Source organism: Rhizobium sp. 42MFCr.1, assembly GCF_000377185.1.
GTDB lineage: Bacteria > Pseudomonadota > Alphaproteobacteria > Rhizobiales > Rhizobiaceae > Rhizobium > Rhizobium altiplani.
In genome coordinates this window covers 154,643-167,507 of sequence record NZ_KB897825.1, presented here as the reverse complement: position 1 = coordinate 167,507, position 12,865 = coordinate 154,643, and the positions used below count along the sequence as shown (strand labels likewise).

Here is a 12,865-nt window from a genome sequence, read left to right as displayed (position 1 = left end):
GTCATGACGGCCGTAACTTTGCCTTCGACATCAGACGTCTGGCAGTGGCTTGCGGAGGTTCCGGATCCCGAGATTCCGGTGATCTCCCTGGTTGATCTCGGCATTATCAGGGATGTCGCCTTCGATGACGACACGCTGGTTGTGACGGTAACGCCAACCTATTCGGGCTGTCCGGCAACCGCGATCATCAATCTCGATATCGAGCGGGCGCTGCATGAGAAGGGCATCGGAAAGCTGCGGCTGGAACGCCAGCTTTCGCCGGCCTGGACGACGGACTGGATCAGCGCCGAAGGTCGCGAAAAGCTCAGGGCCTATGGCATTGCGCCGCCTGTCGATGGCACCGCGATCGACGGGATCCTGCGCCAGCGCGTCGATCGGCTCTCCGGTCGTTCCAATCTGACGATCGCCTGTCCGCGCTGCGGATCGGCAAACACCGAAAAGATCAGCCAGTTCGGCTCGACGCCCTGCAAGGCGAGCTATCGCTGCACCGACTGTCTGGAACCATTCGATTATTTCAAGTGCATCTGACCCTTTGCCTAGTGAGGTCCGCAATATGGCACGTTTCCATTCCCTTCAGGTCACCGACGTCAAGCGCGAGACGCGCGATGCCGTGGTCGTCACCCTTGCTCCGCTGGACGAGGACCGCGGTGCGTTCGATTTCACGCAGGGCCAGTATCTGACGTTTCGCCGCCAGTTCGATGGCGAGGAACTCCGTCGCTCCTACTCGATCTGTGCCGGGCGTGACGAAGGTATCTTGAGGGTCGGCATCAAGCGGGTCGACGGCGGCTGCTTTTCGACCTGGGCCAATGAAGAGCTCAAGATTGGCGATACGATGGAAGCGATGCCGCCGATGGGCGCGTTCTTCACGGCAATCGAGCCCGAAGTTTCCAAGAGCTACATCGGCTTTGCTGCCGGCAGCGGCATCACGCCGGTGCTCTCCATCATCAAGACCACCTTGGCGCGTGAGCCCCATTCGCGCTTCACGCTCGTCTACGCAAACCGGCAGATCAGCTCGATCATGTTCCGCGAGGAGCTGGACGATCTGAAGAATAGCTATCTCGGTCGCCTGTCCATCCTGCACGTGCTGGAAAGCGAAGCCCAGGATATCGACCTCTTCACGGGTCGTATTGATACCGAAAAGTGCGCAGCATTGTTCAGGCACTGGATCGACCTGAAATCCGTCGACACCGCATTCATCTGCGGTCCGGAACCGATGATGTTGACGATCGCCGCTGCCCTTCGCGACCACGGGATGCGCGAAGAGCAGATCAAGTTCGAGCTCTTTGCTTCCTCGCAGCCAGGCCGGGCGCGCCGAAAGACGGAAAGCGCTGCCTTGGCCGATCGCGACGCGGCGTGTGAGGCAACCGTCACCCTCGACGGTGCAACCCGTGTCTTCAAGATGCCGAAGCAGGGGCAAACGCTGCTGGAAGCCGCGCTCGAGAACAACATGGACGCGCCATACGCCTGCAAGGCAGGTGTCTGTTCCACATGTCGGGCCAAGGTGATCGAGGGCGAGACCGAGATGGAGGTCAACCATGCGCTCGAGGATTACGAAGTGCGCCAGGGCTATGTTCTGACCTGCCAATGTTATCCGCTGAGCGACCGGGTCGTGGTCAGCTACGACCAATAAGGCGCGAAAGCGAGGGAGGAATAGCCAATGTCCGATACGATGCCGATCGAGGAATACCTGCTGAAAGGTGGCGTGCTGACGTCGCCTGACAATGTGACCCCACGCTATCGCGGCGAGCTTTTGCGCCTGATGGCAAGTTTCGTCGATAGCGAGCTTGCGGGTGCAGCCGGCTTTGCCGACACGATCAACGACGCCCCAGGGATCAAGGAGCGCATCGCGTCTGCCAAGATCGTGCTTGAAAAAACCGACCATGCCGGTCGGGTCCTTGAGATAATGGGCAGCTTTGGCGCCGACACCGGCCGTTACGCCGTCCATCATCCCTGGGACGCCCGGCTGGAGCGCGACGCCGATATCGGTGCGGCGCGTCAGGGCGGCGACATGCGCCTTTCGGTCTTCCACTATCCCCTGCATGGCTGGATCGACGCGGTTGTCATGAACGTGCTGATGGGTACCGCAAGCACCATCCAGCTGCGCGAGCTTGCCCGCGTTTCCTACCAGCCACTTGCCGAAGTGTTCCGCGCCATTCTACCCAGCGAGGCGCATCACACCGAACTCGGCATCGAGGGACTGAAGAAAATTGCCGAGACGGAAGACGGAGCAACGGCAGCGCGCAAGGCAATCGCCTATTGGCGCCCGCGCGTTGCGGCAAGCTTCGGGCTCTCCGGCTCGGCGCGCTACGAAACGCTGGCTCGCTTCGGCCTTCGCCACACACCCAACGAGACGCTGCTATCCGAATGGCAGACGGCCGTTGATGCGCAGCTTGCTGCGCGCAATCTGAACTGACCGGAAGGATAAGACGATGAACGTCCTGGTAAACCCGCCGCGCCGCCTCGAAAGCTATGTTTATGGCCGCTGGGTTCCCGGCACGAAGGATGGCGCCGAACTCCTCGACGCTTCGACAGGCGTACCGGTTGCATTGATCGATTCCACCGGCGTCGACTTTGCCGCATCTCTTGCCTACGGCCGCAAGAAGGCTGGCCCGGCCCTGCGTCGCATGTCGTTTCATGAGCGTGCCGCCATGCTGAAGGCACTTGGCCAGGCGCTGATGGAGAGCAAGGAAGAATTCTACGCCCTTTCCTCGGCCACCGGTGCGACCAAGGCAGACAGCTGGATCGATATCGATGGCGGCATTGGCACTCTCTTGTCCTATGCCTCAAAGGGACGGCGCGAGTTGCCGAATACGCGCGTGCTTGTTGACGGCGACGTGGAAAACCTGTCGCGCGACGGCACGTTTGCCGCCCGGCACATCCTGTCGCCGCTGCAGGGCGTCGCCATTCACATCAATGCCTTCAACTTTCCGGTCTGGGGCATGCTGGAGAAGCTGGCGCCGACCCTGCTTGCCGGCATGCCGGCTATCGTCAAGCCGGCGAGCCAGACGGCCTATCTGACCGAACTGGTCGTGCGCCGCATGGTCGAGACGGGCCTGCTTCCCGAAGGCGCCGTGCAACTTGTCTGCGGCTCCGTCGGCGATCTTCTTGATCATGTCGACGGACAGGATGCCGTTACCTTTACCGGTTCGGCCTGGACCGGCCGCAAGCTGAAGACGCATCCGGCGATCATCGAGAATTCGGTCCGCTTCACCATGGAGGCCGACAGTCTCAATGCCTCTGTCCTCGGTCTCGACGCGGCCCCCGGCACCGAGGAGTTCGACCTTTTCGTCAAGGAAGTCTCCCGCGAGATGACGGCGAAGGCCGGCCAGAAGTGCACGGCGATCCGCCGCGTCATCGCACCCCGCGCCTATTGCGACGCTCTTGTCGCCGCTCTCGGCGATCGTCTTGGCAAGACGGCGCTCGGCAATGCGGCCGATGAAAACGTCCGCATGGGCCCGCTCGCAAGCCTTGCCCAGCGCGACGAGGTCCGCGCCCGCATCCGCGATCTTCTTGCCGACGCGGAGATCGTTGCCGGCGATCCGGATAATCCCCGCGTCGTCTCCGGAGACGCTGAGGCCGGAGCCTTCCTCAATCCAGTGCTGCTATACTGCGACAAACCCTGGGACGCCCGGGCTGTTCACGACGTCGAAGCCTTCGGCCCGGTCAGCACGGTCATGCCCTATGACAGCGCCGAGGAGGCTGTCGACCTTGCCCGTCGCGGCAAGGGAAGCCTGGTATCGTCGGTCTTCACCAATGATCCGGCCTTTGCCGAAGAGGTTGTTCTCGGCATGGCGCCCTTCCACGGCCGCGTGCTGATCGGCAACCGGGTCAGCGCCAAGACCTCGACCGGCCATGGCTCACCGCTGCCGGGTCTCGTGCACGGCGGTCCGGGACGCGCCGGCGGCGGCGAGGAGTTGGGCGGACTTCGTGGGGTCAAGCATTACATGCAGCGCACCGCGGTCCAGGGCTCGCCAACGCTTCTTTCCGCGGTCACCGGCCGCTGGGTTGCGGATGCCGAGGTGCGCAAGGATGGCGAACATCCCTTCCGCAAGTCTCTCGCCGAACTGCGGATCGGCGACCAGCTTGTCACCGGAACACGCACCGTCACGCTTGAGGATATCGAGCACTTCGCCAACTTCACCGGCGACACCTTCTACGCCCATATGGACGAGGAAGCCGCTCGCGCCAATCCGTTCTTCGATGGGCGCGTTGCCCATGGCTACCTGATCGTCTCATTTGCTGCCGGCCTCTTCGTCGACCCGGCCCCAGGCCCGGTTCTCGCCAATTACGGCGTCGACAACCTGCGCTTCCTCACGCCGGTCAATCCGGGCGATACGTTGCAGGTGAAATTGACCTGCAAGGAGATCAATCCGCGCATCGGCGCCGAGCACGGCGAGGTGCGCTGGGACTGCAATGTGACCAACCAGAACGGTGCGACGGTCGCCCAATACGATGTTTTGACGATGGTCGCCAAGACGAGAGACTAAGGCAAGGGACTGATCAGATGGCTATGGTCTATTCCTATGATGGCGTCGTGCCTGTGATCCATCCGGCGGCCTTCGTCCATCCGGCCGCGGTGGTGATCGGCGACGTCATCATCGGACCGGCCTGCTATGTCGGGCCTTGCGCCGTGCTGCGCGGGGATTTCGGGCGCATTGTCATGGAACGCGGTTCGAACGTCCAGGAGACCTGCGTCGTGCACAGTTTCCCAAATGTCGAGGTGGTGATCGGCGAAGAAGGCCACATCGGGCATGGCGCCGTGCTGCACGGCTGCCGGATCGGTCGCAATGCCATGGTGGGGATGAATGCGGTCGTCATGGACGAGGCTGTCATCGGCGAAAATTCGATCGTTGCCGCCATGGCCTTCGTCAAGGCGGGGGCTGACATCCCGGCAAACAGCCTGGCGGTCGGCTCGCCGGCCAGGGTCATCCGCGAGCTCAGTGAAAAGGAAATCGCCTGGAAGCGCCAGGGCACCGGCGTTTATCAACGTCTCGCCCTGGAGGCCAGAGACAAGCTTCAACCGGCCGAACCGCTCAGCGAGCCGGAGGAAGACCGGCGACGGATCCAGGCACCCGAATATGATCCATTGATCCTGGAACGGCTGAAATTCCGCGATTGAGGCAAAGCACGCTTCACCCAAAAAGGGCGACGGATACTCGAGTGTCAGAAGCTTTTAGGATTGTCTTTGGCAGCGGGCAAGACATTGATTTCGCTTACTGCGCCGGGATAATCCTTGGCACCCTTCCAGATGCGTCCTACGCGTGATCGACAACATCCGTTGGATCGCCACCATGAGGAAGTTCAGAAGACATTGGCCAACATGAGCGCAATACTCACGACACCAGGCTCCAAAATCCCGACTTCCTTCCGTAGTCGCGCTTGATGTCCACCATATACACCTCATGTGGCCGAACGCTGCCGAAATCCTCGATCTGACTCGCCAGGGACCGGCATTCTGCAAGGTGTCGTGCCGCGTGCTTGTAACGGCTCGATCGGCCGCTCTCCAAAGTAAAGTCGATCATTGATCGCAGCACGATCGTCGCGGCCAGTGGTTGTTTCGTCGAAAGCGCTTCCGCAGCCGGCGTCATCAACTCATAGAGGTCGCCATCCAGTTCCGCCGCCCGCTTCGTAACGAGCTTTGACGCTTCCGCCAATGAAGGCCAGCGCAGGAAGAAGTAGAGAGCGCGATGAACGTCCGGGAACGCTTGGGCGTAGGCGAATGCCCTCTCCTCCGCTTCCAGATCGTCGAAGTCCGGCAGGCGGCGCGCATAGGCGCGCAGGTGGTCGTCGTTCAGGGACTGCTCGAAGCACTCCCAGCGAAACGCCTGGGCTTCGTCGTTGCGCCCCAGGGCTTCCAGTGCCTCGGCGCGGGCAAGCTGCCATTCGAAGGGGACATCCGCCCGGCCTTTCGCATCAACCTTCTCGAGGGCTTTCAGTGCTTCCTCAGCCCGTCCCGCCGAGACCAGACGGTTGGCGATGTCAGCCGCGACCATCGGCGCTCCATGTGTCCTTTCCGGCTGCTGCGCAATATAGGCATCCACATCACCCTGGGCGTCGGCTATTTCCTGCAGCGCGATACGAATGGTCAGATCCTGGTGATTGCCGTAAACCTCATCCTCGTAGATCGGGCCAGCGCTGCTCCAGCCGATGACCTTCTGATCTTTCTTGGCCGGCTTCTCCTTGGGCTCGTTCGACCAGCCGACAAAGAGAGCCTTGAGACGCTCCAATCCTTCATTCGCCAGCGCCGCCACCATTGCAGTAATCAGCCGGTCGAACTGGCCGTAATCATTGCTTTGAACTGCCTTGAATATCTTCTCGGCCAGGACATCGGCATCGATATTCGCCGCCTTGGCGATCGCGCCGGCGTCGGTGCAGGCTTGATGGAAGCTCTGGATCAACGAGCCGCTGCCATCGTCCGATCGCTGAAATAGAGGATCCGCAACCGCTAAAAACTGCCAGATTAGCTCAAACGCTCCTGCGGGATCGTTGGGCGCGACGGTTTCGACGATCGACTTGCGCTGGGTCTCCAGGTCGGTCCTGGTCGCCTTCACCTTTCGCCAATCAACGAAGGTCTTGGCGCGTGCAATGCTGGAAAGCCTCTTGCGAACCTCCCTGGCAACTTCGGCGCTGCTATGGTTGCCAGCAAGCTCCATACGAAGCCGGCGCTTGTGCGCAGCGCTGCCGGTGCTGATTTCCATGAGAAGCTCGGCGAGGCGTTGCACGCCGAGAGCTTCAAGGTTCTTCGCATTGAGTGTCGTCTTGGCTGCCATGGGTCTTTGATGAGTTGTGTCGCGCGGACGTTACCCCAGCGCACCACGAAGTCCAAGACGAGAGTGCCGGGATAGTCCTTGGTTTCCCTCCTGGACCTATCCTTTGATAGGCGATAGTCGGCTGACGGCCCCACTACAGTCTCTTGCCGCAACAGCGACCGTACCGTCTCATTTTCGGAAGAATCGGCAGTTGTGTGAGCGCAATATTTGCAAGAGAAGCGGAAATAATTTCCGCCCTCCGTGCTTTCCTGGCTATCCGCGACATTGGACCCGTATTCGCCGACACCGCTTTCGGACGGAATTGATAATCTTCTCGAGGACTCTCACCGGATCGCCAGCCAGAGCCTCGACTTGCGGCGCTACGTCGTCGCACGCGGCGCTGACACGCTCGGCAAGTTCCACAACGCGCCTCAACGTCGATGCACCGCTTAATCCAACCTCGTCTGCCAGGGCCTGCCAATCCGCTCGCCGTAGGTCCGGAGCGTTGAACCGGCCGGCGATCCCCTGCGGCAAACTTTGGTCAACCTGGCGGTACGCAGCCGCGCACATCAGGTCATAGAGCGGCGCCATCTTCGCTGACCCGCCAGCACCGATCAGGATGGAATAGTTCTTGGCATGGGAATCCGAATTGCAAATCAGCACGTTGAATATAGTCCAGTCGCCACTCGCCATCGAAGGTCAGGTGGGCGACGGGGAGGGCTTCGTAGAAGATCGTCGTCATCGACCGTCACCGAAGGTCGGCAGGAAGTCCAGGTCATCGTCAGGCGAGGCCGGGGCGGCTTGGGCCGTCCTGAGATCGCCGATCTCGATGCCGACAGTGCGCGCCACGATCAAGGACTTTTCAAGCTGGCAGCTTGGCTTGCCGGATTCGAGCTCGACGATGAAGCGCTCGCCGGTGCCGGACCGGGCGGCAAGCTCGGTCTGTGTCCAGCCAAGCGCCTTCCGATTTTCCCGGATGGCGGCGCCGAAATCGCGTGCGGACCTGAACATCGAGCATCTCCAGAGGTGGCTTACCGTACAGGAAGATTCCCGTTAGATCAACGCAAGACTTACCGATCGGGAAGCGCGTGTCCGAAGGCATAAAAATCACCCCGATCGGGAAGTTTTGCGCATCCGGATACTCTTGCGCGTGTGGTACAAGCCGAGGATGCGATCAAGCTCGCAGTGATAGAAGCCTTCAACGAGGCGAATATCTTGAAGCGAGAACTAGCCCGCCGCCACGGCAAGACCGAAAATGAAGCCAGACGGATCTTGGATCCTGACCATCATTCCAAGCTTGGTCGGCTGCAGGATGAGATGCAGGCGCTCGGCAAAACCCATCGTCGTTTCGGTTCTCGAAGCGTGCTTGAAACAGAAAAAGGCGCGGACCAGGAGCCGCGCCTTTTTTCCTCACAAGGCCTAATTATCAATATCCGCCTGCACCACCGCCTCTGGGAAAGAGTGCCTCAGGCGGCATCGTCCGACCGGCATTCCCGTTGACGTTTCCGATGCCGTTGATTTTCCGGACGCCGCGATCAATCGCCTCGAGAATTCTGCCGGCTATCGACGCCGCAAACTGGTCGCCAGCTGCACAAGTTTCGCTGCCAGCGCATTACCTGCCTTTGATCCGGATTGCTCGATCGCACTCCCAGCCTCGCGACCGCCTTGAGCAAAGCGACCCTCGATACCCTCGAAGACATTCAAGCTGTTCGCCCCGGACTGTGACGCTTTTCTTTCTCTTTGTGATTTCTGGCTCTTTGTGATTTCTGGGATATACTGGAAAATCATGAGCGTTCCGCATGTGGTAGCGCTGAGCTTGAAGCGTTGGCGGTGGGTGCCGCCAATCCTGATCTCGTTGTTCTTGCTGCTCTTAGCTCCAGGCATCTTCACACTGTCGGCGTCGGCGCAATCCAATCGCGCTGCGGTCGTCCTCAAGGTGAACGGCGCCATCGGACCTGCAACGGCAGATTATGTCGTACGGGGCCTTCAGCGTGCCGACGGACATGCCAGCCTGATTATCCTTGAGATGGACACGCCCGGTGGCCTCGACACGTCCATGCGGGACATCATTCGCGCCATCCTTGCCTCGCCCGTCCCAGTCGCCGGCTTCGTCGCACCGAGCGGCGCAAGGGCTGCCAGCGCCGGCACCTATATTCTCTATGCAAGCCACATTGCCGCAATGGCGCCAGGCACGAACCTCGGAGCAGCCACACCGATCGCGCTCGGGGTGAACCCTTTTGGCGGCGATGCAAAACCCGGGAAAGAACCGGACAAGCAAAATGACAAGCAAGCCGAGCCTCCAGCCAGTGCCAGCGAAAAGAAGATCATCAACGACGCGGTGGCGTATATTCGCGGGCTTGCGGAATTGCGCAATCGCAACGCCGACTGGGCAGAGCGGGCGGTGCGGGAAGGCGCGAGCCTTTCATCGACCGCAGCGGTGCGCGAACATGTCATTGATTTCACGGCGGTGGATGTCAACGATCTCCTTGCGCAGGCACAGGCGCGCGTGGTGCGGGTCGGTCAGACAGACATGCGAATTGATACCGCCGGTTTGACGGTACAGGAATTCGAGCCGGACTGGCGAACACGCCTGCTTTCGGTGATTACCGATCCAAACATCGCAATCATCCTGATGATGGTTGGTATCTATGGCCTCATCTTCGAGTTTCTTGCGCCCGGGACGATGTTTCCCGGAACGATCGGCGGCATCTCACTCCTTCTTGGTCTCTATGCCCTGGCATTGCTTCCGGTGAGCTTTGCCGGCATCGGGCTCATCATCCTCGGCGTCGGATTGACGGTGGCCGAGATGCATTCGCCAAGCTTCGGCGCTCTGGGCATCGGCGGCGGGGTAGCCATGATCCTCGGCGCAACCATTCTGTTTGATACGGATATGCCGGGCCTTCAGGTTTCGCGCCCTGTACTTGGCGCAATCGCTCTTGCCAGCCTCGCTTTCAGCCTCCTCGTTGCACGCCTGGCATTTGCCTCGCGGTGGCGCAAAGTCGCGACGGGCGCTGAGCAGATGATCGGTATTTCGGGTCAGGTCGAGAGTTGGGCCGGGCCCACAGGCTATGTCATCACGCATGGCGAGCGCTGGAAGGCAATTTCCACCGAGGCGCTCGCCGCCGGGGACGCTGTCGAGGTGATCGCCCGCAACGGTCTGACCCTCGAGGTCGAGAGACGCCCCGACAAGAGCTAGCGGCCGGAAGAGAGCAGGAGAACGTCATGGCTTTGTTTGCAGATCTTGCCTTTTATCTTGTGGCGATCCTTATCTTGCTCGTGATCATTGCATCCGCGATCAAGATCCTGCGGGAATACGAACGCGGCGTCGTTTTCACGCTTGGCCGCTTCACAGGCGTCAAGGGACCCGGCCTGATACTCCTGATCCCCTACGTCCAGCAAATGATCCGGGTCGACTTGCGCACGCGGGTACTCGATGTGCCGAGCCAGGACGTCATTTCTCATGACAATGTCTCGGTCCGTGTCAGCGCGGTGATCTACTTCAGGGTCATTGATCCCGGAAAGTCGACGATACAGGTCGAGGACTTCATGATGGCGACAAGCCAGCTTGCCCAGACGACCCTACGCTCCGTCCTCGGCAAGCATGATCTCGACGAGATGCTGGCGGAACGTGACCGGCTCAACCTGGACATTCAGGAAATCCTTGACGCTCAGACGGATGCCTGGGGCATCAAAGTCGCCACTGTCGAGATCAAGCATGTCGACATCAACGAATCGATGATCCGCGCGATTGCCCGCCAGGCGGAAGCCGAGCGCGAGCGCCGCGCAAAAGTCATCAATGCCGAGGGTGAACAGCAGGCGGCTGCAAAGCTCCTCGAAGCGGCCCAAGTCCTCGCCAGGCAGCCAGAGGCCATGCAGCTGCGCTATCTGAACACCTTGAACGTCATCGCAAGCGAGAAGAGCTCGACGATCCTGTTCCCCTTTCCGATGGAGTTCGGCAATCTCATGGCTCCCAAACCGAAATGATCAACCTTCAGGCTTGGCCCGCCGGTCATGATCATCTCAAGGGGCTTTATGGGCGACCGAAGCGCAATAGGCGAAACGCCGCGGGCCCTAGCGGACCGCCTTGACGCCCTCGAGGATCAGGGTCGTGGCGATATCGGCATACTCGTCACGGCTGACCTGGCCGCCTGGGCGAAACCACATGTAGACCCAGTTCATCATGCCGAAGAGCGACATCGTCACTGGCATCAGCAGAGGCTTGCTGGCATTGAGGTCGGGGTTGATCTCGATGATGGTATTGGAGAAGCGCTTGACGATCCGGCGCTCGATGGCGCGCAGCTCGTCCAGCTGTTCTTGCGACAGCGCACTCGTGCCGTTCAGCTGCACCTTGTGCTCGTTGTCCGCATCGCGATAATTCTCCAGGACTTGCCGCACCAGCAGCCGAAGTCGCTCCTGAGGCGTCAGGCTGGGCTCGTCTGCGGCGGCAACGGCAGCTTCCAGTTCCTCGAGATGGTTGCGAATGATATCGAAAATCAACGCGTCCTTGCTCGGGTAATAGTGATAGAGGAGGGCTTTGGAAACATTGCTGCGCGAGGCAATGTGGGCCATGGAGGCTTTCTCCATTCCCATCTCCGCAAAGACGGCAGCGGCGCTGCTCAAGAGGCTGCGTTGTTTCTCTTCAAAATCGATCGCGCGCGTTCGTGCCATATTATCCTGCGTTCCTGTTTTTCCTCCGCGCCCCCACGCGATGAGCCGAAGGGCTCGTGATTTGCGCTTCCCGGAATGATCATCACGCCGGGAAGCAATCGCCTCTATTCCTTTGGCCTGTTGTCGACGACCCGCTTTGCCTTGCCCTCGGATCGTGCGACTCCACCCGGGTCGCGAATCTCGATCTTCGTGGTAACACCAACGACACTCTTGATGTAGTGGGCAAGGGATTTTGCCGAGGAGGCGCGTGCAGTTTCATCGGCGGCCTCGGGCGTGCACTCGACGTGAACCGTCATCTGGTCCATGCGGCCGGCGCGGCTGAGCTCGATCTGGAAATGCGGGGCAAGCCCCTGACACTTCAGAATCTGCTCCTCGATCTGGGTCGGGAAGACGTTGACGCCGCGAAGGATCATCATGTCGTCGGAGCGGCCGGTGATCTTTGCGATGCGCCGCATGGAGCGGGCCGTGCCGGGCAGCAGCCGCGTCAGGTCGCGCGTGCGGTAGCGGATGATCGGCAGGCCTTCCTTGGTCAGCGTCGTGAAGACAAGCTCGCCCATTTCGCCATCGGGAAGGACCTCGCCCGTCGCCGGGTCGATGATTTCAGGATAGAAATGGTCTTCCCAGATGTGCAGCCCGTCCTTGGTCTCGACGCACTCACTGGCAACGCCGGGACCCATGACTTCGGACAGGCCATAGATATCGACCGCATGCATGTCGAACGACTGCTCGATTTCCTGACGCATCGCGTTCGTCCAGGGTTCGGCGCCGAAGATGCCGACCGCCAGCGAGCTCTCGCGCGGGTCGATGCCCTGTCTGTGGAACTCGTCGAGGATGGAGAGCATATAGGACGGCGTCACCATGATGATGCGCGGCCGGAAATCCTGTATCAACGTGACCTGACGTTCTGTCATGCCGCCCGACATCGGCACGACGGTACAGCCAAGCCGTTCGGCGCCGTAGTGGGCGCCAAGGCCGCCCGTGAAGAGCCCGTAGCCGTAGGCGACGTGGACCATGTCTCCAGGCCGGCCACCGGCAGCACGGATCGAGCGCGCCACCATATCCGCCCAGACGTCGATGTCCTTCTGCGTATAGCCGACGACCGTCGGCTTGCCCGTGGTTCCCGAAGATCCATGGATGCGCGTCAGCTTCTCGCGCGGCACGGCAAACATGCCAAAGGGATAGGTATCGCGAAGATCCTTCTTGGTCGTGAAGGGGAACTTTGCGAGATCGGCCAGCGACTTCAGATCCGACGGATGGACGCCCGCTTCGTCGAAACGCGCCCTGTAGAAGGGCGAATTCTCATAGGAATGGCTCAGTGACCACTTCATCCTGGCAAGCTGAAGTGCGGCGATCTCGTCACGCGATGCTGTTTCTATCGCCTCGAGGTCGCCAGGGCGGGGTGAAAGGTCTTCCATGTCTGTCTCTCCTCCGAGATGAATGACCGGCGG

At 60.7% G+C, this 12,865-nt stretch carries 14 protein-coding genes; 8 read left to right on the top strand and 6 right to left on the bottom strand.

Translation table 11 applies throughout. From position 1 onward, the window contains the following. Positions 1 to 3: 3 nt before the first annotated feature. Genes paaD through C934_RS0110990 form a run of 5 tightly spaced genes read left to right on the top strand, consistent with a single transcriptional unit; the run spans position 4 to position 5,119 of the window. Entirely contained in the window at positions 4 to 528 is a 525-nt protein-coding gene (paaD, locus tag C934_RS0111010) for a 1,2-phenylacetyl-CoA epoxidase subunit PaaD (RefSeq protein ID WP_018856778.1), read from the top strand. A 25-nt stretch (positions 529 to 553) separates the two neighbouring features. Continuing rightward, positions 554 to 1,630, top strand: coding sequence for a 1,2-phenylacetyl-CoA epoxidase subunit PaaE (paaE, locus tag C934_RS0111005; RefSeq protein WP_018856777.1), 1,077 nt, complete (start codon positions 554 to 556; stop codon positions 1,628 to 1,630). A gap of 27 nt (positions 1,631 to 1,657) precedes the next feature. Further along, complete coding sequence (locus tag C934_RS0111000) at positions 1,658 to 2,413, top strand: Phenylacetic acid catabolic protein (protein WP_018856776.1); 756 nt, start codon at positions 1,658 to 1,660, stop codon at positions 2,411 to 2,413. A 16-nt stretch (positions 2,414 to 2,429) separates the two neighbouring features. Beyond that, the gene (paaZ, locus tag C934_RS0110995; RefSeq protein WP_018856775.1) at positions 2,430 to 4,487 is read left to right on the top strand and encodes a phenylacetic acid degradation bifunctional protein PaaZ; all 2,058 of its coding nucleotides are present in this window, start codon (positions 2,430 to 2,432) and stop codon (positions 4,485 to 4,487) included. Between the two features lie 17 nt (positions 4,488 to 4,504). Then, positions 4,505 to 5,119, top strand: coding sequence for a transferase hexapeptide repeat family protein (locus C934_RS0110990; RefSeq protein ID WP_026371739.1), 615 nt, complete (start codon positions 4,505 to 4,507; stop codon positions 5,117 to 5,119). Between the two features lie 214 nt (positions 5,120 to 5,333). On the opposite strand, the gene C934_RS0110985 is transcribed toward C934_RS0110990, so the two are convergent. The 4 genes from C934_RS0110985 to C934_RS0110975 all read right to left on the bottom strand — a co-directional run bounded on the left by C934_RS0110985 (position 5,334) and on the right by C934_RS0110975 (position 7,760). Next, positions 5,334 to 6,770, bottom strand: a complete 1,437-nt coding sequence (locus C934_RS0110985; protein ID WP_018856773.1) for a DUF6880 family protein — start codon at positions 6,768 to 6,770, stop codon at positions 5,334 to 5,336. Positions 6,771 to 7,022: 252 nt separating this feature from the next. Further along, positions 7,023 to 7,370, bottom strand: coding sequence for a HipA domain-containing protein (locus tag C934_RS0110980; RefSeq protein ID WP_245267945.1), 348 nt, complete (start codon positions 7,368 to 7,370; stop codon positions 7,023 to 7,025). Next, positions 7,324 to 7,491: a hypothetical protein gene (locus C934_RS35610; protein ID WP_245267946.1), complete on the bottom strand. Its 168-nt coding sequence runs from the start codon at positions 7,489 to 7,491 to the stop codon at positions 7,324 to 7,326. The genes C934_RS0110980 and C934_RS35610 overlap by 47 nt, the downstream gene beginning before the upstream one ends. Beyond that, positions 7,488 to 7,760: a helix-turn-helix transcriptional regulator gene (locus C934_RS0110975; protein WP_018856771.1), complete on the bottom strand. Its 273-nt coding sequence runs from the start codon at positions 7,758 to 7,760 to the stop codon at positions 7,488 to 7,490. The genes C934_RS35610 and C934_RS0110975 overlap by 4 nt, the downstream gene beginning before the upstream one ends. 141 nt (positions 7,761 to 7,901) lie before the next feature. On the opposite strand from C934_RS0110975, the gene C934_RS33235 reads away from it, so the two are divergent. From C934_RS33235 to C934_RS0110955, 3 genes are all read left to right on the top strand, one after another. Beyond that, positions 7,902 to 8,249, top strand: coding sequence for a hypothetical protein (locus C934_RS33235; protein WP_018856770.1), 348 nt, complete (start codon positions 7,902 to 7,904; stop codon positions 8,247 to 8,249). A gap of 286 nt (positions 8,250 to 8,535) precedes the next feature. Next, positions 8,536 to 9,945, top strand: a complete 1,410-nt coding sequence (locus tag C934_RS0110960; protein ID WP_018856768.1) for an NfeD family protein — start codon at positions 8,536 to 8,538, stop codon at positions 9,943 to 9,945. A gap of 26 nt (positions 9,946 to 9,971) precedes the next feature. Next, positions 9,972 to 10,733 (top strand): slipin family protein, encoded by a 762-nt coding sequence (locus tag C934_RS0110955; RefSeq protein WP_018856767.1) that lies wholly within the window; start codon positions 9,972 to 9,974, stop codon positions 10,731 to 10,733. 87 nt (positions 10,734 to 10,820) lie between these two features. Here the strand turns inward: C934_RS0110955 and C934_RS0110950 are convergent, their stop codons facing one another. Both C934_RS0110950 and paaK read right to left on the bottom strand, forming a co-directional pair. Continuing rightward, the gene (locus C934_RS0110950; RefSeq protein ID WP_018856766.1) at positions 10,821 to 11,417 is read right to left on the bottom strand and encodes a TetR/AcrR family transcriptional regulator; all 597 of its coding nucleotides are present in this window, start codon (positions 11,415 to 11,417) and stop codon (positions 10,821 to 10,823) included. A 104-nt stretch (positions 11,418 to 11,521) separates the two neighbouring features. Further along, entirely contained in the window at positions 11,522 to 12,832 is a 1,311-nt protein-coding gene (gene paaK / locus C934_RS0110945; RefSeq protein ID WP_018856765.1) for a phenylacetate--CoA ligase PaaK, read from the bottom strand. Positions 12,833 to 12,865 lie beyond the last annotated feature (33 nt).